Consider the following 26,580-nt stretch of genomic DNA (forward strand, 5'->3'; position numbering starts at 1 on the left):
CCTCACGCTTCCAATGTTTCACGCAGGGCACGGCCGACGCGGGCCGGACCAGGGAAATACTCCCACTCCTGCGCATGCGGATAGGGCGTGTCCCAGCCGGCGACGCGGGCCACCGGCGCCTCGAGATGGTAGAAACAATTCTCCTGTACCAGCGCCGAAAGCTCGGCGCCGAAGCCGGAGGTCAGCGTCGCCTCGTGCACGACCACGCAGCGGCCGGTCTTCTTCACCGAAGCGACAATCGTGTCGAGATCGAGCGGCAGCAGGGTTCTCAGATCGATGATCTCGGCATCGATGCCGGTTTCCTCGGCGGCCGCCTGGGCGACATAGACCATCGTGCCATAGGCCAGCACGGTGATGGCGCAACCCTGGCGGCGGATTGCCGCCTTGCCGAGCGGCACCGTGTAGTGACCATCGGCGACCTCGCCGAGCTCATGCTTCGACCATGGCGTCACCGGCCGGTCGTGATGGCCGTCGAACGGGCCATTGTAGAGCCGCTTCGGTTCCAGAAAAATCACCGGATCGGGATCCTCGATCGCCGCGATCAGCAGGCCCTTGGCATCATGCGGGTTGGACGGCACCACCGTCTTCAACCCGGAGACATGAGTGAACAGCGCCTCCGGACTCTGGCTGTGGGTCTGGCCACCAAAGATACCGCCGCCGGTCGGCATCCTGACCACGATCGGGCAGGTGAAATCGCCATTCGAGCGGTAGCGAAGCCGCGACGCTTCCTGCGTCAGCTGGTCATAGGCCGGGTACATATAGTCGGCAAACTGAATTTCCACGCACGGCTTCAGCCCGTAGGCGGCCATGCCGATGGCCGAGCCGACAATGCCGGATTCATTGATCGGCGCATCAAAGCAGCGGCTCTTGCCGTATTTGGCCTGCAGGCCTTGCGTGCAGCGAAACACGCCGCCGAAAAAGCCGACATCCTCGCCGAAGACGATGACGCGTTCGTCACGCGCCATCGACACATCCATGGCGTCGCGAATGGCCTCGATCATGGTCCGTCTTGGCATGGTCAGACCCCCGCCTGCTGGCGCTGGCGTCTGAGATGCGGCGGCATCTCGGCATAGAGCCCTTCGAACATGTCTCGCGTCGACGGTTTGCCGCCGGCGTGCAGCGTGCCGTGGCTCTCGGCTTCCTTCTGCGCCGCAATCACCATGTCGAGGATCTCCGCCTCGGCCTGGGCATGGCGCTCGTCCGACCAGACCTTGCGCGCGATAAGGTGGTTCTTCAGCCGGATCACCGGGTCGCCCAATGGCCAGGCGTCGGACTCGGTCTTCGGCCGGTAGGCGGACGGGTCGTCGGAACTCGAATGGGCGCCGGCGCGGTAGGTGACATATTCGATCAGCGTCGGCCCGAGGTTTTTGCGCGCGCGCTCGGTCGCCCATTTGGCCACCGCATGCACGGCGAGATAGTCGTTGCCGTCGACGCGCAGCGCCGGGATGCCGAAGCCAAGCCCGCGTGCCGCAAACGTGCCGGAGCCGCCACGCGCAATGCCCTGGAAGGTAGAGATCGCCCACTGGTTGTTGACGACATTGAGCACGACCGGCGCCTTGTAGGTGGAGGCGAACACCAGCGCCGAATGAAAATCGGACTCAGCGGTCGAGCCATCGCCGATCCAGGCCGCGGCAATGCGCGAATCGTTCGATATCGCCGAAGCCATCGCCCAGCCGACCGCCTGGATGTACTGCGTCGCCAAATTGCCGGAGATCGAGAAGAAGCCATGCTCCTTCGACGAATACATCACCGGCAATTGCCGGCCCTTCAGCGGATCGGCCTCGTTGGAATAGATCTGGTTCATCATGGTGACCATCGGATAGCCGTCGGCGATAAGCAGGCCGGCCTGGCGATAGGTCGGAAAGTTCATGTCGCCCGGGGCCAGCGCCTTGCGGAAGGCGCAGGCCACCGCCTCTTCGCCCAGATGCTGCATATAGAACGAGGTCTTGCCCTGGCGCTGCGCCATCTGCATGCGCGCATCGAAAGTGCGCAGCGTCATCATGTGGCGCAGGCCGGTGAGCAACTCCTCATCGGAGAGCAGCCCGGCCCACGGGCCGACGGCCTCGCCGTTGCGGTTCAAGACGCGAATGATGGAGAACGCCATGTCGCGTATGGTGCGCGGGTCGACATCGATCTGAGGCCGCGGCACCGAGCCGGCCTCGGGAATGGGCACGTTGGAGAAGTCCGGCGTCCCGCCCGGACGCACCTCCGGTTCGGGCACGTGGAAGCGCAACATTCCAGCATCGGCCATGACCTTGGTCCTCCAATGTTGCCTGGCCAGGATATTTGCACATCTGTGCCGCCAGACCAGTGTCAATTCGTCGGGCCAGATAAAGCCCGTCCTCCCGATCATCAGCCTTTTCGGGGCCGATGCGGTGTGCGGTCGACAAGATGCAGATATGGCAGCGAAATTTCTTGTCGATGTTGGGTAGCGGCGCGCAATTTGGGACAAGATGGTGGAGGGTTTTCCGTCAGATAAGGCAATTGGCGGTGACTCGAGACTGGCGCTGCGGCCGGAGCTGCCAATCTCCCCCCTCGTGGGGGAGATGCCCGGCAGGGCAGAGGGGGGCGTGAAGGAACGCCATCTTGGCCACCTGCGACCAGTCGGGAGCACGTCCCGGGGCACAGTCGGGATCGATGGATAGGCCGGCGGGACAGCGCCCCCCTCTGTCCTGCCGGACATCTCCCCCACGAGGGGGGAGATCACGCGCTCCGCCGTTCACTCCGTCCTCTCCCCATGCTAACCACCCACCATGGCGCAGAAAAAAGGATATGAGGTCGATTCGTGGCTGGCGAAGCCGGACGCGCGGATTTCGATCGTCCTGCTTTACGGTCCCGACCGCGGGCTGGTCGCCGAACGCGCCAAGGCGTTTGCCGGCAAGACCGGCCTGCCGCTCGACGATCCGTTCTCGGTGGTCCGGCTGGAGGGTTCGGAAGTCGACCGCGACGAAGGCCGCCTGCTCGACGAGGCGCGCACCGTGCCGATGTTTTCGGAGCGCCGCCTGCTCTGGGTGCGCAATGCCAGCGGCCAGAAGGCGCTGGCCGACGACGTCAAGGCGCTGGCGGCGGAGCCCGCGCGGGACGCGATCATCCTTGTCGAAGCCGGCGATCTCAAAAAGGGCGTCGGCCTGCGCGCCATCGTCGAAGCGGCCGACACCGCAATGGCCCTGCCTTGCTACGCCGATGAAGCCAGGGACATCGACGCCGTCATTGATGACGAATTGCGCAAGGCCGACATGACCATGGCGCTGGATGCCCGGCAGGCGCTGCGCCGCAATCTTGGCGGCGACCGGCTGGCCTCGCGCGGCGAGATCGAAAAGCTGGTGCTTTACGCGCACGGCCAGAAGGAGATCGGCCTCGACGACGTCAAGGCGATGTCGGGCGACGTTTCCGGCGCCTCCTTCGACGACGCCGTCGACGCGCTGCTCGAGGGGAAAATCAGCGATTTCGACACCGCCTTCACCCGCCATTGCCAGTCCGGCCAGCCCTTTCTGGTGCTGTCCTCGGCAATGCGGCAGCTGCAGGCGATCCAGGCCATGCGCGGCCAGATGGATTCCGGCGGCCGCAACGCCGCCTCGGTCGTCGCCGCGGCCCGTCCGCCGGTGTTTTTCTCGCGGCGCAAGCTGGTGGAGAAGGCGTTGGAACGCTGGAGCGGCGAGGCGCTTGGCCGCGCACTGACCAGGCTGCAGGCAGCGGTGCTGCAGACGCGGCGAAGGCCGGATTTGTCGGTGGCGCTGGCAAGACAGGCGCTGCTCGGCATTGCCGTGGAGAGCAGCCGGCTGGCGCAGCGGTAGGAGAGCGATCCTCCCCCTTTCGGCGCCGTCCCGCACCTCCATTGGTCAATTCATTGTCATGGCGCCCATCGGCTGGAAGGTTGGCAGTGCCTGTGGAAAGACCAGAACCGCCGCGCCATAAAGCAGCAGAGCGACACCCGACACCTTTGCGATCCCCTCTCCTGACGGAAGGGTCTTTTCCGCAAACATCAGCAAGGTGACCACCGCCATTGCGGCGACGTTCATGATCCCGAGAGGAAACAGGGCGAGAAACAATAGCCAGCAGCAGCCCAGGCAAAATAGTCCATGCTCCAGGCCCATGCGAACCGCGCCCCAGTAACCATCGCGCCATGAGGTCAGGATGAAGCCAATCGGCGTGCGACATTTGGCCAGGCACAAATCTTTCAGTGGGGAGAGTTGATAGGCGCCCCCAATCATCAGCAGCGCGCCGCCGATACGCGCGGCCGTCGCCGTGGACAACCCCACATGCCCGGCAAGCAACTCCGCACCCGCCGCAGCGGCAAAGGCGACGACGCCCATCACGCCCCAGACCAGCATGTACCCGGCCACGAACGACCAGCTCGAGACAAAGGTCTCGCCCCGGCCCTGTTTGCCGGCCTGGACCTGGTGAAACGTCAGGATCATGGGCGCGGCCGTCGGAAACATCATGGCAATCATCATGATCATCCAGACGGCAAGAAACAGCGGCGCCTTCATGCCCATGGTCAGTGAGTACATTCCCATGCGCATGTCCGCGTCCATGCCCATCTGCTGCCAGACAAGCAGAGCCCACGCGGCCGTAGCGATCGCGATCAGCATCGCGAGAATGATGTTTCGCTGCAGCGTCAGCGGATCCGCCTCGACCATGCGGCCAGACCTATTGCTGGCCGGACCAATTGATCGGGGCGTAATGTCCGTTCCGGCGGGAATTGTCCCAGCTCATGCCATGGTCGCTGAATGTACTGCCTTCCGCCCCCATCGCCAGGGCGAGCCAGTCGGGATTGACAGGATGGCCGGTGGCCGCCCACATCTGTCCGTCCTCGCGCATTGTCGGCAGCGGCTCGACGGCCATCCGCATGACGCCGGCAATCTCCGCCGACCGCTTCTTGCCGTTTATCCGGTAGTCTATCGGTACCTTCTTGGCGCCGAGATTCGTGCCGATCATAGGTGCCAACACCGCCATAGGGCCGCCCGCGGCGCCGGTGAAGATAGCACCCAGCGCCTCTGTTTGCCGGTCATCGGCCCGTTCGTCGATATAGGCGGCGGCCGTCCAATTGCCGTTTGCCATCGGACCCGGCGTGTGCGCAACCATCGCGACACTGAGCCCATCCAATCGAACGTCGCCGTAATTGCCCTTATCGATGTGAAAGACCAAACCGACGTCGCAAACGCCTCGCGTCGGCTTCGATGTCAGCTGCGCGTTGGTGGACAGCAGGCAAGGACATACGACATCGCAGCTACAATTTTCGAAGTAACTTCCGGACAATTGCCAACGGACCGCCATTTGCACCTCCCACTTGCGTCAGGCGCGTCGGCATATCGCTGTGGCGAGGCGGTGCCATTTCACGACGATTGTAGGAATGGCAAATACCCCTCGCCGCGACTGATCGGCACGCCAGGGCAGATAATTTTAGCCACAACTTACTCAGGTTACGCCGTGGCCCGGCACTGTCAAGCCGCAGCGCGGCCGGGTAGCGGGTCAGTTTGAATTCTGAGGCCGATCGGCCTATCAGGACGCATGAAGTCGTATTTCCTCGTTGGAACGATAGGGAAAGCCGAGACTGAGGCGGAGTTGGACCGGCAACTTCCTGGCCAGCGGCATCCTTGGCTGCTCCTCGCACTAGGCGGGAGCGATGCTATCGCCTACGTCAATGTGGAAGCTAACGGAGATGTTCAAGTCGATATTAGCGGCCGCCACTACACGAAGGATGAAGTCGTATTGCGCCTGCTGCGTTCGCTCCGAAATAAAATCGGCGGCACTATCGAAGACGATAACTAGAGGATGCCGTGCTTCTTGTAGGAGCCGCGCAGCCACTGGCTTTTCATCTTCCTTAGGGTCGATCAGCGCAACGATATTGCCAATCCGACCCATCGATCTACGGCAATCTCACCTTCGGCTGATTCTCGGTGGCTCTGCAAGGAACGGAAGGCTGGTATTCCTTCGCGCCCCCCTCTGCCCTACCGGGCATCTCCCCCACAAGGGGGAGATTGGCAGCTCCGCCGCCTTCGCCAGACGTGAACGCCGCAAAAGAGAAGGGCCGGCAATCGCCAGCCCTTTCCACAACCGCTAAATCAATTATTCGCCGGCTAACTACCGTTCCTGCTTCAGCCGCCGGCACAACTCATCGAGCTGTTCCAGCGACCGATAATTCACCCGCAGCACGCCGCCCTTGCCCTTGTGCTCCACCGAAACGATCATGCCGATCGTGTCGGTCATCAGTTTTTCCAGCGCCAGCGTGTCGGTATCCTTGTCCGCTGGTTTCGCGGCCGGGCGCGCTCCGTTCGAGCTGCTGCCGGCTGGCATCTGCGCCAGCGCTTCCGTCTGGCGGACCGACAGCCCTTCCTCGACGATGCGTTTGGCGAGACCCGCCGGATCTTCGGCCGTCACCAGAGTGCGGGCATGGCCGGCCGACAGAGCGCCGTCGACCAGCATGTCGCGGATCACGTCCGGCAGCTTCAAGAGTCTCAGTGTGTTGGCGACATGGCTGCGGCTCTTGCCGATCACCTGGCCGAGATCGGCCTGGGTGTAGCCGTGATCGTCAATCAGCTGCTGATAGCCGAGCGCCTCTTCGACCGGGTTGAGGTCGGTACGCTGGACGTTTTCGATGATCGCCAGCTCGAGCGCGGTGCGGTCGTTGACGTCGCGCACGATGATCGGGATCTCGGTCAGCCCGGCGCGCTGCGCCGCGCGCCAGCGCCGCTCGCCGGCGATGATCTCGTAGCGGCCGGCCTGCGTCGGCGACGGCCGCGCCACCACCGGCTGCACGACGCCATGCTCGCGGATCGACTGCGCCAGATCGGTGAGCTCGGCGTCGCCAAAATGCCGGCGCGGGTTTTTCGGGTTCGGCGTCAGGAACTCGATCGGCACCTTGCCGTCGGCGTTCAGGCCCTGTTTTTCCGGTGCGGCCGGGCGATCGATTTCGCCGATCAGCGCCGCCAGTCCCCGCCCCAGTCTTTTTCTTGAAAGGTCTTCGCTCATTCTCTTTCCAGATCGTTTCGGTATCGAATCGGCTTGTTTGCTAATTTAAGCAGCGCGTAATTTACGTTCGCGGCGGATAACCTCGGAGGCGAGCTGCAGATAGGCTTGGCTGCCCGAGCATTTGAGATCGTAGAGGATCGCCGGCTTGCCATAGGATGGCGCCTCGGAAACACGCACATTGCGCGGAATGATGGTCTCGTAGACCTTATCGCCCATATGCGCCCTGACATCCTGCACCACCTGGTTGGCGAGGTTGTTACGGCCGTCATACATGGTCAGCACGATGCCCTGTATGGTCAGATCCGGATTGATCGAGCGGCGCACCTGCTCAACCGTCTCCAGCAATTGGCTGAGACCTTCCAGCGCGAAGAACTCGCATTGCAGCGGCACCAGCACCGAATCGGCCGCCGCCATCGAGTTCAGCGTCAAAAGGTTGAGCGATGGCGGGCAATCGATCAGCACATAGCCGAACGGCGCCGAGCGCTCGGTCGCGGCGCGCAGCGCATTGCGTAGCTTGAGCACCCGGTCCGGAGCCGAGGCGATTTCCATCTCGATGCCGAGCAGATCAAGCGTCGACGGCACGATCGACAGGCCGGGAACCGCCGTTGGAATGGCCGCGGCTTCCAGATCCAGTTCGCCGGTCAACACGTCATAGGAGGAGACGGTGCGGTCCTTGCGGTCGATACCGAGACCGGTCGAGGCGTTGCCTTGCGGGTCGAGATCGACGATCAGCACTTTTTCGCCGATCGCCGCCAGCGCCGTGGCCAGATTGATGGCCGTCGTCGTCTTTCCGACACCGCCCTTCTGGTTGGCTACGGTGATGATTCGAGGGCCATTCTTCATCATGGATTTATGCCAGAAGTTCATTTTTCGCCGGGCGCAGAGCTGACAATTCGAGGATGACCCCATGCGGGTCGGTGACACTCGAATGTTCTACCAGATCGAAGCACCATCGGTGAGCGCTTTCTTCCACCTCGGCGCGGTAATCCCGGCCTTTGTGGAACAGGCCGCGGGCGCCTTTTGTCAGCCACGGCGCTGACAGATCGAGCAGGGCAGGGAGCGCAGCAAGCGCTCGCGCCGTGACGATTTGTGGCGCGGAAACAAGCGCATAACTGTCGTCGATGCGCCGTGCAATGACACGGGCGGGCAGATTGAATTGCCCGACGACGGCTTGCAGGAACGATGCTTTCTTGCGGTTGCTTTCCACCAGATCGATGCTGGCACCGGCGCGCTCAGCCAATAGAAAGGCCATGACCAGGCCGGGAAAGCCGCCGCCCGAACCAATATCCACCCAGCACGTCGCTATTGGCTCGAGTCGCGCCAGCTGCACACTGTCCAATATATGGCGGCGCCAGACGTCGTCCTGCGTCGATTGCGCGGCCAGATTGATGCGGCTGTTCCATTTCTGGAAGACCCGTTCAAATTCGACCAGACGATCGAATGTTTCACGTGAAACCGGGCCCGCGGCCTCCTGCAGGCTTTTCCATGTGGCAGCGCTCACGCAACGTCCCTTTGCGCGGAGGCCTCGGCGTTGCGGACATGCGCGACGATGATCGCCAGTGCGGCCGGCGTCATGCCTTCCATGCGCTGCGCATCGGCGATGGAGCGCGGCTGACGCGCCAGCATCTTCTGTTTCAGTTCATTAGAAAGACCTGGAACATCGGCAAAGTCGACTGTAACAGGGATCAGGCGGCTCTCTTCATGCCGGATCTGGGTGACGTCGGCTTGTTGGCGGTCAAGGTAGACAGAATATTTCGCCTCCGTTTCGAGTCGCTCGGCCGTCTTGCCATCGATTTCGCCAAACGCAGGGGAAATTCGCGCCAGCCAGGCGACGTCAACGCCCGGATAGGCCAGCAATTCATAGGCGGAGCGACGCACCCCGTCCTTGTTGATCTGCAGCCCATGCCCAGACGCCTCGTTGGGGGTCATCATCGTGCTGCTCGCGAGCTGCCGTGCCTTGTCGAGGTTGTCGACGACATCATTGAACCGCTGCGTCCGCTTTTGTGAAGCGATGCCGAGTTTCATGGCCAGCGGCGTCAGCCGCTCATCGGCATTGTCGGCGCGCAGCGACAGCCGGAACTCGGCCCGCGAAGTGAACATGCGGTAGGGTTCGCTGATGCCGCGGCTGGTCAAATCGTCGACCATCACGCCGATATAGGCTTCGGTGCGGCTGAGCACGATCGGCTCGCTCGCCGACGCCTTGCGCGCCGCGTTGAGGCCAGCGAGCAATCCCTGCGCGCCGGCCTCTTCATAGCCGGTGGTGCCGTTGATCTGTCCGGCCAGGAAAAGCCCTTGAATTCGCTTGGTTTCCAGCGTCGCCAACAGTTCGCGCGGGTCGACATGGTCGTATTCGATGGCATAGCCGGGCTGCAGCATCGCCGCCCGCTCCAGCCCCGGAATGGTTTTCAGAATGTCTAGCTGGACGTCCTCGGGCAGGGAGGTCGAAATGCCGTTCGGATAGACGGTGTCGTCGTCCAGGCCTTCCGGCTCAAGGAAGATCTGGTGACCCTCGCGGTCGCCGAACTTGACGATCTTGTCCTCAATCGACGGGCAGTAGCGCGGCCCCACGCCTTCGATCGAGCCGGAATACATGGCGGAACGGCCAAGATTGGCGCGGATCAATTCATGCGTCGCCGGCGTCGTGCGGGTAATGCCGCAATGGATCTGCGGGTTTTCGATGCGGTCGGTCAACAGCGAGAACGGCACCGGATGCTCATCCGCCGCCTGGCTTTCCAGCGACGCCCAGTCGATGGTGCGGCCATCGAGCCGCGGCGGCGTGCCGGTCTTCAACCGCCCAAGCTTGAAACCGGCGCGGCTCATCGTTGCCGACAGGCCAAGGCTGGCCTGCTCGTTCATGCGTCCCGCGACAATCTTCTTTTCGCCGATATGAATGAGGCCGCGCAGGAAAGTGCCGGTGGTCAACACCACTGCGCCGCAAGCCAGCCGCCGCCCACCAGCCAGGTGCACGGCAGCGATCCGTCCTTCTTCGATCTCGAAATCCAGAACCTCGCCCTCGACGACATCGAGATCGTTCTGCTGCCGAATCGCTTCTTGCATGGCCAGGCGATAGAGCTTGCGGTCGGCTTGCGTGCGTGGTCCGCGCACCGCTGGGCCCTTGCGGCGGTTGAGCAGGCGGAACTGGATGCCGGCGGCGTCAGCGATGCGGCCCATCAGCCCGTCCATGGCGTCGATTTCGCGCACCAGATGGCCCTTGCCAAGGCCACCGATAGCCGGATTGCAGGACATGACGCCGATCGTGTCGAAGCGCAGCGTCACCAGCGCCGTCCTGGCGCCGGCGCGCGCGGCAGCGCTGGCCGCCTCGCACCCGGCATGGCCGCCGCCCACCACAACCACATCATAGTGATCGTTCATTCCAAGAATCCCGAATTTCAATTCGCCCGACACATGTGCCCGCATACGCGTGCTGTCAAGAATGCACGCCCTATCGTTTCACGTGAAACAACATCGCTGGCTCTCCAACCGCTCTGTTTCACGTGAGTCACGCCAGCTCAGCGGCGTCGCACTGTTTCACGTGAGTCATCTGCAATCGCGAGGTCATGTTTCACGTGAGTCATTTACCAATGCAGAATTGCGAAAAGATGACATCGAGCAAATCCTCGACATCAACCGCGCCAACGATCCGGCCAAGTTGATCAGCGGCCAGACGCAGATCCTCGGCGCGCAACTCCTGCCCACGCCCTTCTCCTGTCGCCGCCGACAGCAGAAAGCGTTTCGTCTCGTTGAGCAGTTCGACATGGCGAAGCCGCGACGGCAGGATATCGCCGACCTGCCCGACCTGCGCCGTGGCGCGACGCCCGATATCCGCCAACAGCTCCGTCAGCCCCGTTCCATCCTTGGTCGAGATGACCGCGTCGTACTCCATTGCCGATGTCTGCGGCCCCAGATCGACCTTTGTGCCGATCCTCAGCGTCGGAACATCGACCGGCAGGGCGCCAACTGCAGCCGGGTTCAGCATATCCTCCAGCAGCAGCAAAAGGTCGGCACTGTGAGCCTTCGTGCGGGCCTTCTCGATCCCGATGGACTCGACCTTGCCTGGCGCCTCGCGCAGACCCGCCGTGTCGGTCACCCTGACCCGCATTCCTTCCAGATCGAGCACCACCTCGAGCAGGTCCCGGGTCGTGCCGGGCTCATCCGTTACAATAGCCGCATCGCGCTGCGCCAGCGCATTGAACAGACTCGACTTCCCGGCATTCGGCGCGCCGAGGATGACGACCTCGAAGCCGTCACGAATGATCTCGGCGGCGCGAAACCCGGCGACATGACGGTCGATCTCGTCGACCATCCTGCTCACGTCCAACCAGACCGTATCCGAAACGGAACCCGGCACATCGTCCTCGTCGGCAAAGTCGATCTCGGCCTCGATCATCGCCCGCGCATGGATGAGCTGGCGGCGCCAGCCGAGATAAAGCTCGCTCTGCACCCCTTGCGCGTTCTGCACCGCAAAGCGCCGCTGCGCCTCAGTTTCGGCGTTGATGAGGTCGGCCAGCGCCTCGGTCTCGACCAGGCCGAGCTTACCGTTGAGAAAGGCACGGCGGGTAAACTCGCCTGATGCAGCGTGCCTGACGCCGTCGAAGCCGGCGATCGTCTCCAGCATCCTGGTCACCACGGCCCTGCCGCCATGGACATGGAATTCGGCGACATCCTCGCCGGTAAAGCTGTCGGGACCAGGAAAGAAGACGACAAGACCGCTGTCGAGCACGGTTTTGTCCGGCGCCCGCAACTTACGCAAAGTCGCGACGCGGTCCTTAACCTTACCGCCGGCAATCGTTTCGACTACGAATCGACTCTTCGGGCCGGAAATGCGGATAACGGCAATGCCGGCAGGCAGGCGGCCGCTCGAAAGCGCAACGATGGACTCAGCTGAAATCATTTGCCCGCTCTGTCGAACCGCCCTAGCGTCGCTCACTTAAAACCCAGAACGCCCGAGTTGCCCATCGTGACATTGCCCGCGCAAAACCTGCTTGCCGAAGAGGCCAGCCCCTATCTGCAGCAGCACAGCGACAATCCGGTGCACTGGCGGGCCTGGTCGCCTGCTTCTCTGGCCGAAGCCAAGGCGCTGCAGCGGCCCATCCTGCTATCTGTCGGCTACGCCGCTTGCCACTGGTGCCACGTCATGGCGCATGAAAGCTTTGAGAATGACACCGTGGCCGCCGTCATGAACCGGCTGTTCGTCAATATCAAGGTGGATCGCGAGGAACGGCCGGACATCGACCAGATCTACATGGCAGCACTGTCGGCGATGGGCGAGCAGGGCGGCTGGCCGCTGACTATGTTCCTGACCCCCGACGGCAAGCCGTTCTGGGGCGGCACCTTTTTTCCGCGCGAGGCGCGTTATGGCCGCCCGGGGTTCATCCAGGTGATGGAAGCCGTCAACAAGGCCTGGCGCGAGAAGCGGCCAAGCCTCGACCAGAGCGCCGACGGTCTGACCAACCATGTCGAGGCCAGGCTGGCAGGCACCCATGCCAAGGCTGTTCTCGATCGCGACACGCTGGCCAATCTCGCCAACGGCATCGACGGCATGATCGACAGGAATCTCGGCGGCCTGCGCGGCGCGCCAAAGTTTCCCAACGCACCGTTCATGCAGACGCTGTGGCTGTCCTGGCTGCGCGACGGCAGCACATCGCATCGCGACGCCGTCCTGCTCAGCCTCGAAAAGATGCTGGCCGGCGGCATCTACGATCATATTGGCGGCGGCCTCAGCCGCTATTCGACCGATGCCGAATGGCTGGTGCCGCATTTCGAAAAGATGCTCTACGACAACGCCCAGCTGATCCGCCTGTGCAACTGGGCCGACGCGGCGAGCGGCAATGATTTGTTCCGGGTACGAATCGAAGAAACAATCGACTGGCTGTTGCGCGAAATGCGCGTCGATGGCGGCGCGTTCGCCGCCAGCCTCGACGCCGACAGCGACGGTGAGGAGGGGCTGTTCTACACCTGGAGCAAGGATGAGATCGAATCGGTCCTAGGCGACGAATCAGCTTTGTTTTTCAAGCACTTCACGCTTTCCGGCCCGCACGGCTGGGAGGGCAAGCCGATCGTCCATCAGAGCGCGGCCCAGCAGACGCAAAGTGTTGTCGATCGCGATCAGCTCAATCCGCTGAAGGCGAAGGTTCTCGCCGACCGAGAGCATCGCGTCAGGCCCGGGCGCGACGGCAAGGCGCTCACCGACTGGAATGGCCAGATGATCGCTGCGCTCGCTGAAGCCGGGCGGTCGTTGGGCCGGCCAGACTGGATCGACGCAGCGGAAGAGGCCTTCGCCCATATCGCCGAGTCCGGCCGGGACGGACGCCTGCCGCATTCGATGCTCGGCGCCAAAAAGCTGTTTCCGGCGCTGTCGAGCGATTATGCCGCGATGACCAACGCCGCGATCTCGCTGTTCGAGGCGACGGGCAGTTGGACCTATGTCGAGCAGGCCCGCCAATTCATCGAACAACTCGACCACTGGCATCGGGACAGCGACAAGACCGGCTATTATCTGACCGCATCCGACAGCACCGATGTACCGATCCGCATCAGGGGCGATGTCGACGAGGCTATAACCTCCGCCTCCGGCCAGATCCTCGAGGCTCTGGTTCGGCTGGCCTCCGTCACCGGCGATCTCAACCTCCAGGAAAAGGCCTGGACAGTCGCTGAACATGCCGCCGGCCGCGCCGCGCACCAGCCCTATGGCCAGGCTGGCATCGTCAATGCTTGTGCCCTCGCGATCGAGCCATTGAAGCTGGTGCTAATAGACAACCTAGCCGATCCGGGACTCGTTCCGGTTACGAATCGAAGCCCGGATCCGAGGCGAGTCGATATCGTCGTGCCAATTGGTTCGGAGGCGAATCGACCGACTTTGCCAGGTGGCGTCCTACCGCCGACCGACAAAACGGGTGCCTGGCTTTGCACGGGGCAGGTGTGTTTGCCGGTCGTAACGGATCCAGAAGAGCTCAGCCGCCTTCTAAGGCGCCAATAGATCAGGCCGCGTCGGCTTCCGCCGGCGATCCTGAAGGCGACGTCTGCCGTTGCTTAAACAGGAGATCCCTGGCGGCGATCACCGCACCGACCGTGATCAGGACGCAGGCAAGCGCGACCGACCAATGGAACACGCCAAAGCCAGCCAGCAGCAGCACGATCACCGAAAACAAAGGTGCGGCGTAGGACAGGGCGCCAAGGATCATGATGTCTCCATGCTTGCAACCATAATCCCAGGCGTAAAAACCGGCGCCGAGAGGGATCCCACCAAGAACCACGATCGCACTCCACTGCGTTGTTGTCTGCGGCCAGACCGTGGTTTCAAGCGTCAAATGCAGCACGAACGCGACCGCGGCCGTGATGAAGCAGTAGCCGGCCACAACATCGGTCGGCACCCGGCCGAAGCGGCGGGACAGGACCGAATAGCCAGCCCAGATGAAGGCGCAGAACAGCGCGATGACATGGCCCTTCATTACGCCATTGGCCAGGCCGATAGTGCCGCCCTTGGTGATCACGACGATGGCGCCGGCAAGACCAAGAACCACGCCCGCAACATGGTGCGCCTTCAGCCTTTCACCCGGCAGGAAAGCGGCGAAGACGACGATCAGCAACGGCCAGAGATAGGCAATCAGGCTGACCTCGACCGGCGGAGCCGACTGGATGGCGAAGAAATAGGCGCAATGATAGATGCACAGCCCCGCCGTTCCGAGCGCCCAGACCTGCCACGGCTGGCGCAGCGACCGGATGGCTGCGGGGCGAAAAATCCAGCTGCTCGCTCCGACCAGCCCACCAAGCAGGAACGTCATCGCCGCAAGCTGAAAGGGCGGAATGGGTCCCGCCGCCGTCGAAAGCAGTGCCAGGAACGACCATGTCAAAATCGCGGAAAAGCCGATCAAGGTCGGGATTGTTTTCTTCATGCGGCTTCCGATCTCCAGGGCACCAAGTCCTCGCATGGCGGCGCCAATAGAAATTGCCGTCTATGGTCACTCCGTATCGGGAATGCGACCTGTCGGCGGGCAAAGAAAAACCCCATCCCGGTTTCCCGGAATGGGGTCTCGATGCATGAACCGATGGTTCGACAAATTACGTATTCATCGAATCGAAGAAATCCGCATTCGTCTTGGTCTGCTTCAGCTTGTCGATCAGGAACTCGATCGCGTCGGTGGTTCCCATCGGCGCCAGGATGCGGCGCAGCACGAAGATCTTCTGCAAATCCTGCTTGGCGACCAGCAGGTCTTCCTTGCGGGTGCCGGACTTCAGGATATCCATGGCCGGATAGATGCGCTTGTCGGCGACCTTGCGGTCGAGCACGATTTCCGAATTGCCGGTGCCCTTGAACTCTTCGAAGATGACTTCGTCCATGCGGCTGCCGGTATCGATCAGCGCGGTGGCGATGATGGTCAGCGAGCCGCCTTCCTCGATGTTACGGGCGGCACCGAAGAAGCGCTTCGGCCGCTGCAGCGCGTTGGCGTCGACACCGCCGGTCAGCACCTTGCCGGATGACGGCACCACGGTGTTATAGGCGCGGCCGAGGCGGGTGATCGAATCGAGCAGGATGACCACATCGCGGCCATGCTCGACCAGGCGTTTGGCTTTCTCGATCACCATTTCGGCGACCTGGACGTGGCGCACCGCCGGCTCGTCGAAGGTCGAGGAGACAACCTCGCCCTTCACCGAACGCTGCATGTCGGTGACTTCTTCCGGCCGCTCGTCGATCAAAAGCACGATCAGATAGCATTCCGGGTGATTGGTGGTGATCGAATGGGCAATGTTCTGCAGCAGCACCGTCTTACCGGTGCGCGGCTGCGCCACGATCAAGGCGCGCTGGCCCTTGCCGAGCGGCGCCACCAGGTCGATGACGCGCGCCGAAATGTCCTTGGAGGTCGGAACCTCCATTTCCATCTTCAGCCGCGACGTCGGGTAGAGCGGCGTCAGATTGTCGAAGTGGATCTTGTGGCGGATCTTTTCCGGGTCGTCGAAATTGATCGTGTTGACCTTGAGCAACGCGAAATAGCGCTCGCCCTCTTTCGGGCTGCGGATCGGCCCTTCGACCGTATCGCCGGTCTTCAGCGAGAAGCGGCGGATCTGCGACGGGGAAATGTAGATGTCGTCGGGACCGGGGAGATAGTTGGCGTTGGCGGAGCGCAGGAAGCCAAAACCGTCCTGCAGCACTTCGACCACGCCGTCGCCGATGATCTCGACGTCCTGTGCGGCCAGTTTCTTCAGGATGGCAAACATCAGCTCCTGCTTGCGCATGACGCTGGCGTTCTCCACCTCGAGCGATTCGGCGTAGGCGATCAGCTCTGGTGGCTTCTTGTTCTTGAACTCTGCGAGTTTCATTTCTTGCATAGACGGACTCTGAATCTGCTTTGGGAAAAATATCGGCGGGATGCGACAAATGCCGGGCGCGGCCGAAAAAATGGGCGGCGCATGACGGGAAGGAAGACCCGTCTTTTATCGTCGGTCGGGTGAAAGAGCAAGCTGCGTTTTACGGGACCGATAAGGGTCTAGAACGGCTTGACGACAACCAGGATCACGATGCCGATCATCAGCAATGTGGGGATCTCGTTGACGATCCGCCAGTGCTTCGCGGGCTTTTCATTTCGATCCTCGGCAAATTTACGCACCGCACCCGCCAAATAGCCATGCACGGCGGACAGCAGAAGCACCAAGGCGATCTTGCCGTGCAGCCAGCCGCCCTGGAACGCAAAGCCTTTCCAGGCCAGCCAAAGGCCGAATACCCAGGTGACGATCATCGCCGGATTGATGATGCCGCGCAGCAGGCGGCGCTCCATCACCTTGAAGGTCTCCGACTGCACCGAGCCTTTCTCGGCATCGGCGTGGTAGACCAGCAGTCGCGGCAGATAAAGCATGCCCGCCATCCAGGCGATGACGGCAAGGATATGGATCGCCTTCGCCCATGGATAGAACCCGTCAGGTGCGACGAAATACAAAAGCGCCGTGAGAACGACTAGCACGGCAATGCCCACCGTCATCCGTATCATCGCCTGGCTGGTGCTGTTCGTGTTGTCCATCTGAGTCATCAGCGTGTCGCGCTCCGTACCTGTTTCACCATCGCCTCGACATGGGCGATCGGCGTCTCCGGCGTGATGCCGTGGCCGAGATTGAAGATCAGCGGCCCATCTCCCAGCGCCTTCAGGATCGCGTCGACACCATCGGATAGCGCCTTGCCGCCAGCCACGAGCCGCAAGGGGTCAAGATTGCCCTGAACCGCACCCGAGCGCTGCAATTCCTTCGCTGCCGTCAGAGGCACCGTCCAGTCGATCCCCAGGGCCGTTACACCGGTCTTCTCGCGATAGGTCTGATAGCGGCCACCGGCGCCTTTGGGAAAACCGATGATAGGAACCTTCGGATAAACGGCCCGAATTTGTCGGACGATCTCGGCCACCGGCTGCACGCAGAATAGGTCAAAGGAAGCGTCGTCGAGCACGCCCGACCACGAATCGAAAATCTGCACCACATCCGCGCCGGCCTCGATCTGCCGGATGAGATATTGCGCCGAGTGATCGGCCAGCACCTTCAGCAATTGCCGAAAAGCTTCGGGCTCGCGATAAGCAAACAGCCGTGCCGGCGCCTGGTCGGGCGTGCCGTGGCCGGCAATCATGTAGGTCGCCACCGTCCACGGTGCGCCGCAAAAACCGATCAACGTCGTTTCCACAGGCAGCTTTGCCCGCAATCGGCGCACCGTCTCGTAGACCGGTTCGAGATTCACGTGAAACACGTCGCTCTCCAGAGCCAGAATCTCTTGCGCGGAGATCGGCGTCAAAAGCGGGCCTCTTCCCTCCTCGAAGCGTACGTCGCGGCCAAGCGCATGCGGCACGACAAGGATGTCGGAGAACAGGATCGAGGCATCGAAGCCAAAACGTTCGATCGGCTGCAGCGTCACTTCGACAGCCAGATCTGGATCGTAGCAAAGATCGAGGAACGAACCGGCCCGCCGGCGCGTCTCGCGATATTCCGGCAGATAGCGGCCGGCCTGACGCATCATCCAGAGTGGCGGCGGAAACACCGCTTGCCCCTTCAGCACGTCCAGCATGGTCCTGACTTCGGGCATTGAGCGCTCGCTTCCTAAGCCTTCTCTATAATTAAAGAGTCTATTTCTAGAATCTTCTGATTCTAAGAGTCTGTTGGTATCGGTGGTTGTCACCTGTCCCGCTTTGGGCCGATAAAGGCCAGCCAGCATATTGTCGCGCGCTTCTCCAAAAGGATTGCAGGACTTTGTGGAAAGTCGGGAATTTCCAACTGGAGTCAATGGTTTGTCGCCCGGCCAAAGAAATTGCCGCTGTGGATGAGGCATGGATGAAAAAAAGCGTCCCCGGACTTGTCCCCAGCCGCCCGACGAAGCCGACAGCGCATCGAATTGTGGACAAACTGCCATCTGATACAGTCGCTTCCAGCCGGCCGAATTTTCGGCCCGGTTTATCCACATTCGCCCACAGCCTGGAATGGACCCTGTGAACAAACCCCAGAGCTTCTTTCATTTGCACCTGATCTCCGACGCCACCGGCGAAACGCTGCTCGCCGCCGGCCGCGCCGCTTCGGCGCAATACAAGGATGCGCGCGCCATCGAGCACATCTATCCGCTCATCCGCACCGAAAAACAGGTGGCCAAGGTGTTCGAGGACATCGAGGAGGAACCAGGCATCATCCTCTACACCGTCGTCGACCAGAAGCTGGCGCGCGGCATAGACGAACGCTGTGCTGCCATGGGCCTGCCCTGCGTCTCGGTGCTGGAGCCGGTGCTAACCGTGTTCCAGTCCTATCTCGGCACGCCGGCCGGCCGCCGTGTCGGCGCCCAGCATGTTCTCGACGCCGAATATTTTCGCCGCATCGACGCGCTCAACTTCACCATGGAGCATGATGACGGCCAGCTGCCGGCCAATATGGATGACGCCGATATCGTTTTGATCGGCATCTCGCGGACCTCGAAGACGCCGACCAGCATCTATCTCGCCAATCGCGGCATCAAGACCGCCAACATTCCGATCGTGCTTGGCGTGCCGATCCCGGAAAGCCTGGTCAGCGCCAAGACACCTTTGATCGTCGGGCTGATCGCCACCGCCGAGCGCATCTCGCATGTCCGCCAGAACCGTGTGCTCGGCAACTCGAGCGACTACGAAGCCGGCGACTATGTCGACCGCGCCGCCATCACCGAGGAACTCGCCTATGCCCGCCAGATCTGCACCCGCCACGGCTGGCCGATGATCGATGTCAGCCGCCGCTCGATCGAGGAGACCGCGGCGGCTATCGTTGCCCTGCGCGGCAAGACGCGCTAGGCGTCGCAGCCAAATCGGGCGCCAAAAAATCATGACTGAAACAATCATCCTCGCTTCCGGCAGTCCGTTCCGCAAGACGATGCTGGTCAATGCCGGCGTGGCGATCGAGGCGGTTCCGGCCGACGTCGATGAACGTGCGCTCGAAGCGCCTCTGCAAGGCGTCTCGCCGGAAGACGTTGCCGCGATCCTGGCCGAAGCCAAAGCCACCGAGGTCAGTGAGCGCAAGCCGGGCGCCCTGGTGCTTGGCTGCGACCAGACGCTGTCGCTTGGCGACGAGGTGTTCCACAAGCCGGCCGACATGGAAGGCGCTCGCCGCCATCTACTGGCTTTGTCCGGCAAGACCCACCAGCTCAACAGTGCTGCGGTGCTCATGCGCAACGGCAAGGTTTTGTGGCGGCATGTCGGCATCGCCAGTCTGACCATGCGCAAGCTCGATCCGGCCTCTATCGGCCGCCATCTGGCCCGCGTCGGCGCCAAGGCCCTGTCCAGCGTCGGCGCCTATCAGATCGAAGGCGAGGGCATCCAGCTGTTCGAGAGGATCGAGGGCGACTATTTTACCATTGTCGGCCTGCCGCTTCTGCCGGTGCTGGCCGAACTTCGCAGCCTCGGGGCTATCGATGGCTGAAATGTCGAAAAAAGCCTTTGTCACCGGCCATCCGATCGCCCATTCCAGGTCGCCCAGGATCCACGGCCATTGGCTGGAAAAATACGGCATCGACGGCAGTTATCAGGCCGTCGACGTCGCGCCACAGGACTTTGCCGCATTCCTCGCCGGACTGCGCAAGAACGGCTATCGCGGCGGCAACGTCACCATCCCACATAAGGAAGCCGCCTTCGCCCTGGTCGAGCGTCGCGACGAGGCCGCCGAACAGATCGGCGCCGTCAACACGCTGTGGTTCGAGGACGGCAATCTGTGGGGCGGCAACACCGACGCCCACGGCTTTGCCGCCAACCTCGACGACCATGCGCCGGGCTGGGCGATCAATGGTCCCGCCGTGGTGCTGGGCGCCGGCGGCGCGTCGCGCGCCGTCATCCATGCGCTGATCGAGCGCGGCGTCGGTGACATCCGCGTCGTCAACCGCACACTCGCGCGGGCGCAGGAATTGCGCGATCGTTTCGGTGCCGGCGTTACCGCGCATGGCCTGGGCGCGACCAACGAATTGCTTGCCGGCGCCGGCCTGCTGGTCAACACCACGGCACTCGGCATGCATGGCAATGAAGGCCTGTCCGCCGACCCGGCCAGACTGCCGGACAAGGCCATCGTCACCGACATCGTCTATGTGCCGCTGGAGACGCCGCTGCTGGCCGCGGCGCGCGCCAGGAAGCTGAAGACGGTCGACGGGCTCGGCATGTTGTTGCATCAGGCGGTGCCCGGCTTCGAGCGCTGGTTCGGCATCAGGCCGGAGGTCACCGCCGAATTGCGCCAGATGATCGTCACCGATATTGGCGCCAAGGCATGATCGTGCTCGGCCTCACCGGATCGATCGGCATGGGCAAGTCGACCACGGCAAAAATGTTTGCCGAGGCCGGCGTGCCCGTCCATGATTCGGACGAGACCGTGCATCGCCTCTATTCCGGCAAGGCCGTTCCGCTTGTCGAAGCCGCCTTTCCCGGAGTGGCCAAATCCGGTGCGATCGATCGCACGGCGCTGGCCGGACGCGTGCTTGACGACGCCGCCGCGCTGAAAAGGCTGGAAGCCATCGTCCACCCGCTTGTCCGCGCCGAGGCCGATGCCTTTCTGGCGAAAAACCGTGCCGCCGGCACACCGCTTGTCGTGCTCGACATTCCGCTGCTGTTCGAAACCGGCGGCCGCGACCGCGTCGACAAGGTCGTGGTCGTCACCGCGCCGGCCGAAATCCAGCGCGCCCGCGTGCTGGCGCGGCCGGGCATGAGCGAAGAGAAACTGGCGGCGATCCTGGCCAAGCAGGTTCCGGACGCCGAAAAGCGCCGGCAGGCCGATTTCGTCATCGACACCGGGCAGGGTTTTGAGGCGGCGCAGGCGGCGGTCAACGCAATCATCGGCGAACTGACCGGGGATAAGTCCGGCAAGGCTGGTTCCTGACACTACAGCGCCGCGCGTCCGTTTGGACGCGCAAAGGACGCTGTAGCATTTTGATTTTGCGCATGTCCTTTCCGAAAATCGATACCGATTTTCGGGGACATGCGGCAGGCCGTCAGCATTGCCCATTGCCATTTTGTTCCGGTGTATGATTCTGCTCCCCAGGAGCTGACTGATTCGATGCGCGAGATCATCTTCGATACCGAAACCACCGGCCTCGACAACCGCGAGGACCGCGTTATCGAGCTTGGCGGCGTCGAACTGGTCAACCGCTTTCCGACCGGCCGCACCTTCCACAAATTCATCAATCCGCAGGGACGCGCGGTTCACGCCGAAGCGCAGGCGGTGCACGGCATCAGCGCGGAGGACCTGAAGGACAAGCCGACATTTGCCGAGATCGCCGAGGAGTGGCTGGCCTTCACCGACGGCGCCAAGCTGGTCGCCCACAACGCCACTTTCGACATCGGCTTCCTCAATGTCGAATTCGGCCGCCTGGGTCACCCGGCCATCGACAATGGGCTTGTCGTCGACACGCTGGCCCTGGCGCGCCGCAAGCATCCGATGGGCCCCAATTCGCTGGACGCGCTGTGCCGCCGCTACGGCATCGACAACGCCCACCGCACCAAGCACGGCGCCTTGCTCGATTCGGAATTGTTGGCCGAGGTCTATATCGAACTGATCGGCGGCAAGCAGGCAGCGCTCATCCTCGACAGCGTCGCATCGCCCTCTGCCGGCAGGTCGGATGTCGACTATATCGACATCTCGATCGGCGCCCGGCCGGTGCCGCTGGCGCCGCGCCTGACCGACGCCGAGCGCGCCGCGCATGCCGGCATGGTCGGGACGCTCGGTGAAAAGGCGCTGTGGTTGAAGGTGGCTCCGTCTTCGTCATCCTAGGGCGAAGCAAGGAGCGAAGCGACGCGGCGCAGACCCGAGGATCCATGCCGTGACTGTGGTCGTAGGATACAGCGGATCAGAAGGGCGCTTGTCCGCGCGCCCGCACTCACTACCCTAAAGCCATGACCGGCTACGTCTACATGACCGCCAGCCAGAAGCGGGGCACGATCTATATCGGCGTCACCAACGATCTTGGCCGCCGCATGCCAGAACACAAATCCGGCCAGGGTGTGGGTTTCACCAGCCGCTACGGTGTGCAACGGCTGGTCTGGTATGAGGAGTATTTCGACATTGCCGACGCTATCCAGCGCGAGAAGTCTCTGAAGCGCTGGCCGCGCCAATGGAAGATCGAGGCAATCGAAAAGGCCAATCCGGAGTGGTTCGAGCTCTTTCGCGGAACCGGGTGGTAGGCGCTGGGTTTCCGCACCGCCGGAACACTGCACCACGGTCACGGCATGGATCCTAGGGTCTGCGCTGCGTCGCTTCGCTCCTTGCTTCGCCCTAGGATGACGAAGGCAGGGTTGCCGGCGGCTAATTGCAGATGTTGAGAATGGCGCTGCGCCCCCGGCACCCCAACAAAAAACCCGGCACAAGGCCGGGCTTTTCAAATCACCGTGCAGGGCAGCCTCAGCTCACCTTGACCTTGGACGCTGCCTGGTCTTCGGCCAGCTTCTGCTGGAACATCTGCGCGAAATCGATCGGGTCGAGCATCAGGGGCGGGAAGCCGCCATTGCGGGTCGCTTCGGCGATGATCTGGCGGGCGAACGGGAACAAAAGCCGCGGGCATTCGATGAACAGGATCGGCAGCATATGCTCCTGCGGGAAACCGGCGATGGCGAACACGCCGCCATAGACCAGCTCGACATTGAACAGCACTTCCTGATCGAAGGAAGCCTTGGCGTTCAGCGTCAGATTGACGTCGAACTGCTTGTCCGAAAGCGGGTTGGCGTTGACATTGACGTTGATGGCAATGCCGGGGGCCTTGTCGCGGCCGCGCAGCGAATTCGGCGCGCCGGGGCTTTCGAAGGACAGGTCCTTCACATACTGGGCGAGCACGTTGAGCGAAGGCTGCGTTGTCTCGCCGTTGCCGTTGGCGGCGCCGACCGGCGCGTCATCTTTGCTGGCCATGAGCCGTTGTCCTTTTGCCTGGGCGACGATGCGGCCCGAATTGAAATCGGGCGTTCGCTACCATGGCCGGCAAGACAAGACAAGGTTTGCCGCCTTCGCGTTTACGAACGGGCGCTTCTCCGGGGAATGGCGCCGCCGGCAGCGGGAATTTGCGACCTGATCCATCCTCGAGGCGACTTAGTCGTCCTCAAGGCGACTTCAGTCGTCCTTCAGTCGCCGCCAGGGCGAGTTATGGTCCGGGCCGCGCTTGAAATCGTCCGCGCGCGAATAGTCGCCGTCGTCGAGGTCGATGACCTTGTCGCGCGACCTGCCGCGGAAACCGCCGCTGGTGAAATTGGTCGCCACCACAATGCGGCCCTTGAGGCTGCGCCAGGCCAGGTCGCGCACCGGCGGCAGGAACAGCAGCAGGCCGATAATATCGGTAATGAAACCGGGGATGATCAGCAGGATCGCGGCGACCACGATCATGGCGCCATGCGCGAGCTGATGGCTGGGATCGCGGCCGGCGTCCATCTCGGCGCGCACCCGCGCCATCACGCCGAATCCCTGGTGCCGGAGCAAAAGCACGCCGGCCACGCCCGAAGCCAGCACCAGGCCGACTGTCGCCAGCGCGCCGACCTGGCGGCCGACAACAACGAAACCGGCGATTTCCAGCAACGGAAGCGCAAGCAGGAACAGGGGAAGGAACGAAATACGCAAGTCTTGACCGATCGGTTCCATGTTTTGCCGGTCGGCGAGCAATCGCCGCTGGCACTGAGCCAGTTAGATAGGTATGCCTGCCTTTGATTTGAATGATGGCGCCTTGCGTTCTATATGCTTTGGATGTTGAACGCTATGCGACCTTGGCCTGTTGATCGGCCGACGGTCCAGCCAGGCCAGGGATTGATTGGCGGAAGATATGGGTTTTTTCGACTTCGGCACAATTTTCTTTCTGATTGCGGCGGTGGTGATCTTTTTCCAGCTGCGCAATGTGCTCGGTCGCCGTACGGGCAGCGAACGCCCGCCCTTCGATCCCTATACGGCTGGCCGCGCCGCCGACAAGGATGCCACCCAGAAACCCGAAAATGTGGTCTCGCTGCCGCGCAAGCGGGCGCCGGGCGAACCGGTTGGCGACACCTATGCCGCCATCGATGCCTTCGCCAAGCCTGACACCGACCTCAACAAGGGCCTGCGGACGATCAAGGATAATGACCCGACCTTCGAGCCAAAAACCTTCGTCGACGGCGCCAAGATGGCCTACGAGATGATCGTCATGGCCTATGCCGACGGCGACCGCAAGACGCTGAAGAACCTGTTGTCGCGCGAGGTTTTCGACGGTTTTGTCGCCGCGATCGGCGATCGTGAGGCGAAAGCGGAAAAAATCCAGTCCTCCTTCGTCGGCATCGACAAGGCCGACATCGTGTCGGCCGAAATGAAGGGCGGCGAGGCCCATGTCACGCTGCGCATCATCAGCGAACTGATTTCGGCGACCCGCGACAAGGCCGGCGCGGTCATTGATGGCGATCCTGAAACGGTCGCCGAGGTCAAGGATGTCTGGACCTTTGCCCGCGACACGCGCTCGCGCGATCCGAACTGGAAGCTCGTCGCCACCGAAGAAGAAGACTGAAATCCAGCGGCGGCGGGCCCGGTCGTGTCGCTATCCCGGTCTTTCCAGGAAAAATCCTTCGATGATCTCCCCGGCTGGGGCGATGACGACCATCTGGCGGCGTTTGCCGCCTTTCGCCGTTCGGCCACCCATGTCCTGACCAGGCCCTATCGCACCGGCGCACTCGGCGTCGACTTCACCGCCTTTGCCAGCCCCTATGATGAGGCGCGGACCATTTCGTCGCCGAATCGAACGCAAGCCCGCAGCTTCTTCGAACGTCATTTCATTCCGGCCCGCATCGATGCCGAGAACGCCGCCGCCGGCCTCGTCACCGGTTTCTACGAGCCACAGGTCGAGGCCTCGCCGGTGCGCACGGAGCGGTTCAACGTACCGCTGCTGTCGCGCCCGGCCGACCTCATCGACATTGACGACGCCAACCGTCCCTCAGGCATGGATCCCTATCTCGCCTTCGCGCGCGCCGACGGACCAACGGAATATTACGACCGTGGCGCCATCGAGCGCGGGGCGCTCGCCGGCAAGGGTCTGGAAATCGCCTGGCTGGCCGACAAGGTCGATGCCTTTTTCATCCATGTGCAAGGTGCGGCACGGCTGAGCATGACCGACGGCCGGCTGCGCCGTATCACCTATGCCGCCAAATCCGGCCAGCGCTTTACCGGGCCGGGCAAGATCTTGAGTGAAACAGGCGAGATCCCGCTGGAAAAAGTGACGATGCAGTCGATCCGCGCCTGGTTCAAGGCGCATCCGGATCGCATCGACGAGATCCTCTGGCAGAACCGTTCCTATATTTTCTTCCGCGAAGCGGCGGTCGACGACCCGGCCCTCGGACCCATCGCCGCCGCCAAGGTGCCGCTGACGCCGGGGCGCTCGGTTGCGGTCGACCGGCTGCTGCACACCTTTGGCACGCCGTTTTACATCGACGCGCCGACGCTGACCGCTTTCGAGGCAAAGCCGTTCCGGCGGTTAATGATCGCGCAGGACACCGGCTCGGCCATCACCGGGCCGGCGCGGGGCGATCTCTTCGCCGGATCGGGCGATGCGGCAGGCGAGATCGCCGGCGTCGTCCGCAATGCCGCCGATTTCTACGCGCTGCTCCCGCGCGCGCTCGTTTCGGGGGCGAATCCATGACCCGGAAGACGGACAGGCTGAGCGAGGACGACCGAGTGCTGTGGAACCTGGTGGCGCGCACCGCCAAGCCGCTCAGGGGCAGAACTGCCGTTGACATTCCGGATATCGGCGCCGAGGCCAAGCCGGCCGCGCCGACGGTTCAAGCCGCCGCCAGCCCCACAGGGGTAGCAAAACCAAAGGCGCAGCACGTCTCGCATGCGCTCGACGAACCGACGCTGGACAAGTTGAAGAAGGGCCGGCTGCCGATCGAAGGCCGCGTCGACCTGCATGGCATGACCCAGGACGAGGCCTATTCGCTGCTGTTTTCGTTCCTGCACCGGGCCCATGCCGGCGGCATCCGTTATGTCCTTGTCATCACCGGCAAGGGCTCGTCGTCGGGTGGTGACGGCGTGCTGCGGCGCGCCGTGCCGGCCTGGCTGTCGACGCCGGCGTTCCGGCCGCTGGTCTCCAGCCACGACCATGCCGCCCGCAACCATGGCGGCTCGGGCGCGCTCTACATCCGCTTGCGGCGGCTGCGCTGATGA

General features: G+C 62.8%; 27 protein-coding genes. 12 read left to right on the plus strand and 15 right to left on the minus strand.

From position 1 onward, the window contains the following. Positions 1-2 precede the first annotated feature (2 nt). The gene (locus AC1DX6_RS00695; protein WP_477310243.1) at positions 3-1,016 is read right to left on the minus strand and encodes an alpha-ketoacid dehydrogenase subunit beta; all 1,014 of its coding nucleotides are present in this window, start codon (positions 1,014-1,016) and stop codon (positions 3-5) included. Positions 1,017-1,018: 2 nt separating this feature from the next. Further along, complete coding sequence (locus AC1DX6_RS00700) at positions 1,019-2,251, minus strand: thiamine pyrophosphate-dependent enzyme (RefSeq protein WP_477310245.1); 1,233 nt, start codon at positions 2,249-2,251, stop codon at positions 1,019-1,021. Positions 2,252-2,753: 502 nt separating this feature from the next. Between AC1DX6_RS00700 and holA the strand changes: the two genes are divergently transcribed. Beyond that, a complete protein-coding gene (gene holA / locus AC1DX6_RS00705; protein ID WP_477310247.1) occupies positions 2,754-3,794 on the plus strand; it encodes a DNA polymerase III subunit delta in 1,041 nt (346 codons plus the stop codon). Positions 3,795-3,839: 45 nt separating this feature from the next. On the opposite strand, the gene AC1DX6_RS00710 is transcribed toward holA, so the two are convergent. Both AC1DX6_RS00710 and AC1DX6_RS00715 read right to left on the minus strand, forming a co-directional pair. Continuing rightward, positions 3,840-4,640 carry a DUF2182 domain-containing protein gene (locus AC1DX6_RS00710; protein ID WP_477310249.1) on the minus strand — a complete coding sequence of 267 codons (801 nt, stop codon included), beginning with the start codon at positions 4,638-4,640 and terminating at the stop codon, positions 3,840-3,842. A 10-nt stretch (positions 4,641-4,650) separates the two neighbouring features. Beyond that, positions 4,651-5,277 carry a DUF1326 domain-containing protein gene (locus AC1DX6_RS00715; RefSeq protein ID WP_477310251.1) on the minus strand — a complete coding sequence of 209 codons (627 nt, stop codon included), beginning with the start codon at positions 5,275-5,277 and terminating at the stop codon, positions 4,651-4,653. A gap of 234 nt (positions 5,278-5,511) precedes the next feature. On the opposite strand from AC1DX6_RS00715, the gene AC1DX6_RS00720 reads away from it, so the two are divergent. Continuing rightward, positions 5,512-5,772, plus strand: coding sequence for a hypothetical protein (locus AC1DX6_RS00720; RefSeq protein ID WP_477310253.1), 261 nt, complete (start codon positions 5,512-5,514; stop codon positions 5,770-5,772). A 312-nt stretch (positions 5,773-6,084) separates the two neighbouring features. Here AC1DX6_RS00720 and AC1DX6_RS00725 read toward each other — a convergent pair whose 3' ends face one another. From AC1DX6_RS00725 to mnmE, 5 genes are all read right to left on the minus strand, one after another. Further along, positions 6,085-6,972: a ParB/RepB/Spo0J family partition protein gene (locus AC1DX6_RS00725; RefSeq protein ID WP_477310255.1), complete on the minus strand. Its 888-nt coding sequence runs from the start codon at positions 6,970-6,972 to the stop codon at positions 6,085-6,087. A 45-nt stretch (positions 6,973-7,017) separates the two neighbouring features. Continuing rightward, positions 7,018-7,818 (minus strand): ParA family protein, encoded by an 801-nt coding sequence (locus AC1DX6_RS00730; RefSeq protein ID WP_477310257.1) that lies wholly within the window; start codon positions 7,816-7,818, stop codon positions 7,018-7,020. A 4-nt stretch (positions 7,819-7,822) separates the two neighbouring features. Continuing rightward, positions 7,823-8,473 (minus strand): 16S rRNA (guanine(527)-N(7))-methyltransferase RsmG, encoded by a 651-nt coding sequence (rsmG, locus tag AC1DX6_RS00735; protein ID WP_477310259.1) that lies wholly within the window; start codon positions 8,471-8,473, stop codon positions 7,823-7,825. Beyond that, positions 8,470-10,344, minus strand: coding sequence for a tRNA uridine-5-carboxymethylaminomethyl(34) synthesis enzyme MnmG (mnmG, locus tag AC1DX6_RS00740; protein WP_477310261.1), 1,875 nt, complete (start codon positions 10,342-10,344; stop codon positions 8,470-8,472). The genes rsmG and mnmG overlap by 4 nt, the downstream gene beginning before the upstream one ends. A gap of 199 nt (positions 10,345-10,543) precedes the next feature. Continuing rightward, positions 10,544-11,863: a tRNA uridine-5-carboxymethylaminomethyl(34) synthesis GTPase MnmE gene (gene mnmE, locus AC1DX6_RS00745; RefSeq protein WP_477310263.1), complete on the minus strand. Its 1,320-nt coding sequence runs from the start codon at positions 11,861-11,863 to the stop codon at positions 10,544-10,546. A gap of 66 nt (positions 11,864-11,929) precedes the next feature. Here mnmE and AC1DX6_RS00750 point away from each other — a divergent pair, with 66 nt between their 5' ends. Then, the gene (locus tag AC1DX6_RS00750) at positions 11,930-13,948 is read left to right on the plus strand and encodes a thioredoxin domain-containing protein (protein WP_477310265.1); all 2,019 of its coding nucleotides are present in this window, start codon (positions 11,930-11,932) and stop codon (positions 13,946-13,948) included. Position 13,949: 1 nt separating this feature from the next. Here AC1DX6_RS00750 and yddG read toward each other — a convergent pair whose 3' ends face one another. The 4 genes from yddG to hemE form a co-directional block, all read right to left on the minus strand. Beyond that, positions 13,950-14,864, minus strand: coding sequence for an aromatic amino acid exporter YddG (gene yddG / locus AC1DX6_RS00755; RefSeq protein WP_477310267.1), 915 nt, complete (start codon positions 14,862-14,864; stop codon positions 13,950-13,952). Between the two features lie 166 nt (positions 14,865-15,030). After that, entirely contained in the window at positions 15,031-16,296 is a 1,266-nt protein-coding gene (rho, locus tag AC1DX6_RS00760) for a transcription termination factor Rho (RefSeq protein ID WP_136621617.1), read from the minus strand. Positions 16,297-16,454: 158 nt separating this feature from the next. Further along, positions 16,455-16,991 (minus strand): protoporphyrinogen oxidase HemJ, encoded by a 537-nt coding sequence (gene hemJ / locus AC1DX6_RS00765; RefSeq protein WP_477310269.1) that lies wholly within the window; start codon positions 16,989-16,991, stop codon positions 16,455-16,457. Further along, positions 16,991-18,022: a uroporphyrinogen decarboxylase gene (hemE, locus tag AC1DX6_RS00770; protein WP_477311870.1), complete on the minus strand. Its 1,032-nt coding sequence runs from the start codon at positions 18,020-18,022 to the stop codon at positions 16,991-16,993. The genes hemJ and hemE overlap by 1 nt, the downstream gene beginning before the upstream one ends. Before the next feature lie 400 nt (positions 18,023-18,422). Here hemE and AC1DX6_RS00775 point away from each other — a divergent pair, with 400 nt between their 5' ends. From AC1DX6_RS00775 to AC1DX6_RS00800, 6 genes are all read left to right on the plus strand, one after another. Then, on the plus strand, positions 18,423-19,244 hold the full coding sequence (locus AC1DX6_RS00775) for a pyruvate, water dikinase regulatory protein (RefSeq protein WP_477310271.1): 822 nt from the start codon (positions 18,423-18,425) through the stop codon (positions 19,242-19,244). A gap of 31 nt (positions 19,245-19,275) precedes the next feature. After that, positions 19,276-19,869: a Maf-like protein gene (locus AC1DX6_RS00780; RefSeq protein WP_477310273.1), complete on the plus strand. Its 594-nt coding sequence runs from the start codon at positions 19,276-19,278 to the stop codon at positions 19,867-19,869. Then, on the plus strand, positions 19,862-20,704 hold the full coding sequence (locus AC1DX6_RS00785; RefSeq protein ID WP_477310275.1) for a shikimate dehydrogenase: 843 nt from the start codon (positions 19,862-19,864) through the stop codon (positions 20,702-20,704). The genes AC1DX6_RS00780 and AC1DX6_RS00785 overlap by 8 nt, the downstream gene beginning before the upstream one ends. Then, on the plus strand, positions 20,701-21,306 hold the full coding sequence (coaE, locus tag AC1DX6_RS00790; RefSeq protein ID WP_477310277.1) for a dephospho-CoA kinase: 606 nt from the start codon (positions 20,701-20,703) through the stop codon (positions 21,304-21,306). The genes AC1DX6_RS00785 and coaE overlap by 4 nt, the downstream gene beginning before the upstream one ends. Positions 21,307-21,483: 177 nt before the next feature. Then, on the plus strand, positions 21,484-22,197 hold the full coding sequence (gene dnaQ / locus AC1DX6_RS00795; RefSeq protein WP_477310278.1) for a DNA polymerase III subunit epsilon: 714 nt from the start codon (positions 21,484-21,486) through the stop codon (positions 22,195-22,197). 122 nt (positions 22,198-22,319) lie between these two features. Next, complete coding sequence (locus tag AC1DX6_RS00800) at positions 22,320-22,607, plus strand: GIY-YIG nuclease family protein (protein WP_477310280.1); 288 nt, start codon at positions 22,320-22,322, stop codon at positions 22,605-22,607. Between the two features lie 217 nt (positions 22,608-22,824). Here AC1DX6_RS00800 and secB read toward each other — a convergent pair whose 3' ends face one another. After that, positions 22,825-23,325, minus strand: a complete 501-nt coding sequence (gene secB / locus AC1DX6_RS00805) for a protein-export chaperone SecB (RefSeq protein WP_477240168.1) — start codon at positions 23,323-23,325, stop codon at positions 22,825-22,827. 198 nt (positions 23,326-23,523) lie between these two features. Further along, complete coding sequence (locus tag AC1DX6_RS00810; RefSeq protein WP_477310282.1) at positions 23,524-24,024, minus strand: FxsA family protein; 501 nt, start codon at positions 24,022-24,024, stop codon at positions 23,524-23,526. Between the two features lie 199 nt (positions 24,025-24,223). Between AC1DX6_RS00810 and AC1DX6_RS00815 the strand changes: the two genes are divergently transcribed. The 3 genes from AC1DX6_RS00815 to AC1DX6_RS00825 are packed head-to-tail and all read left to right on the plus strand — an operon-like array spanning position 24,224 to position 26,577. Then, positions 24,224-24,931 (plus strand): Tim44/TimA family putative adaptor protein, encoded by a 708-nt coding sequence (locus tag AC1DX6_RS00815; RefSeq protein ID WP_477310284.1) that lies wholly within the window; start codon positions 24,224-24,226, stop codon positions 24,929-24,931. A gap of 24 nt (positions 24,932-24,955) precedes the next feature. Continuing rightward, positions 24,956-26,056, plus strand: coding sequence for a murein transglycosylase A (gene mltA, locus AC1DX6_RS00820; RefSeq protein WP_477310286.1), 1,101 nt, complete (start codon positions 24,956-24,958; stop codon positions 26,054-26,056). After that, on the plus strand, positions 26,053-26,577 hold the full coding sequence (locus AC1DX6_RS00825; protein WP_477310288.1) for a Smr/MutS family protein: 525 nt from the start codon (positions 26,053-26,055) through the stop codon (positions 26,575-26,577). Before mltA ends, AC1DX6_RS00825 begins: the two co-directional genes overlap by 4 nt. Positions 26,578-26,580: the final 3 nt, after the last annotated feature.

This window comes from Mesorhizobium sp. P2_C4, assembly GCF_056404575.1.

Bases quoted from the DNA above. Each gene is read 5' to 3' on its own strand.
- AC1DX6_RS00715 (WP_477310251.1), bottom strand. From the start codon at position 5,277: ATGGCGGTCCGTTGGCAATTGTCCGGAAGTTACTTCGAAAATTGTAGC.
- rho (WP_136621617.1), bottom strand. From the start codon at position 16,296: ATGCAAGAAATGAAACTCGCAGAGTTCAAGAACAAGAAGCCACCAGAG.
- AC1DX6_RS00815 (WP_477310284.1), top strand. From the start codon at position 24,224: ATGGGTTTTTTCGACTTCGGCACAATTTTCTTTCTGATTGCGGCGGTG.
- holA (WP_477310247.1), top strand. From the start codon at position 2,754: ATGGCGCAGAAAAAAGGATATGAGGTCGATTCGTGGCTGGCGAAGCCG.
- AC1DX6_RS00785 (WP_477310275.1), top strand. From the start codon at position 19,862: ATGGCTGAAATGTCGAAAAAAGCCTTTGTCACCGGCCATCCGATCGCC.
- mnmG (WP_477310261.1), bottom strand. From the start codon at position 10,344: ATGAACGATCACTATGATGTGGTTGTGGTGGGCGGCGGCCATGCCGGG.
- AC1DX6_RS00720 (WP_477310253.1), top strand. From the start codon at position 5,512: ATGAAGTCGTATTTCCTCGTTGGAACGATAGGGAAAGCCGAGACTGAG.
- coaE (WP_477310277.1), top strand. From the start codon at position 20,701: ATGATCGTGCTCGGCCTCACCGGATCGATCGGCATGGGCAAGTCGACC.
- AC1DX6_RS00730 (WP_477310257.1), bottom strand. From the start codon at position 7,818: ATGATGAAGAATGGCCCTCGAATCATCACCGTAGCCAACCAGAAGGGC.
- AC1DX6_RS00725 (WP_477310255.1), bottom strand. From the start codon at position 6,972: ATGAGCGAAGACCTTTCAAGAAAAAGACTGGGGCGGGGACTGGCGGCG.
- AC1DX6_RS00710 (WP_477310249.1), bottom strand. From the start codon at position 4,640: ATGGTCGAGGCGGATCCGCTGACGCTGCAGCGAAACATCATTCTCGCG.
- secB (WP_477240168.1), bottom strand. From the start codon at position 23,325: ATGGCCAGCAAAGATGACGCGCCGGTCGGCGCCGCCAACGGCAACGGC.
- dnaQ (WP_477310278.1), top strand. From the start codon at position 21,484: ATGCGCGAGATCATCTTCGATACCGAAACCACCGGCCTCGACAACCGC.
- mnmE (WP_477310263.1), bottom strand. From the start codon at position 11,863: ATGATTTCAGCTGAGTCCATCGTTGCGCTTTCGAGCGGCCGCCTGCCT.
- AC1DX6_RS00780 (WP_477310273.1), top strand. From the start codon at position 19,276: ATGACTGAAACAATCATCCTCGCTTCCGGCAGTCCGTTCCGCAAGACG.
- hemE (WP_477311870.1), bottom strand. From the start codon at position 18,022: ATGCCCGAAGTCAGGACCATGCTGGACGTGCTGAAGGGGCAAGCGGTG.
- hemJ (WP_477310269.1), bottom strand. From the start codon at position 16,991: ATGACTCAGATGGACAACACGAACAGCACCAGCCAGGCGATGATACGG.
- AC1DX6_RS00800 (WP_477310280.1), top strand. From the start codon at position 22,320: ATGACCGGCTACGTCTACATGACCGCCAGCCAGAAGCGGGGCACGATC.
- yddG (WP_477310267.1), bottom strand. From the start codon at position 14,864: ATGAAGAAAACAATCCCGACCTTGATCGGCTTTTCCGCGATTTTGACA.
- AC1DX6_RS00695 (WP_477310243.1), bottom strand. From the start codon at position 1,016: ATGCCAAGACGGACCATGATCGAGGCCATTCGCGACGCCATGGATGTG.
- AC1DX6_RS00700 (WP_477310245.1), bottom strand. From the start codon at position 2,251: ATGGCCGATGCTGGAATGTTGCGCTTCCACGTGCCCGAACCGGAGGTG.
- AC1DX6_RS00825 (WP_477310288.1), top strand. From the start codon at position 26,053: ATGACCCGGAAGACGGACAGGCTGAGCGAGGACGACCGAGTGCTGTGG.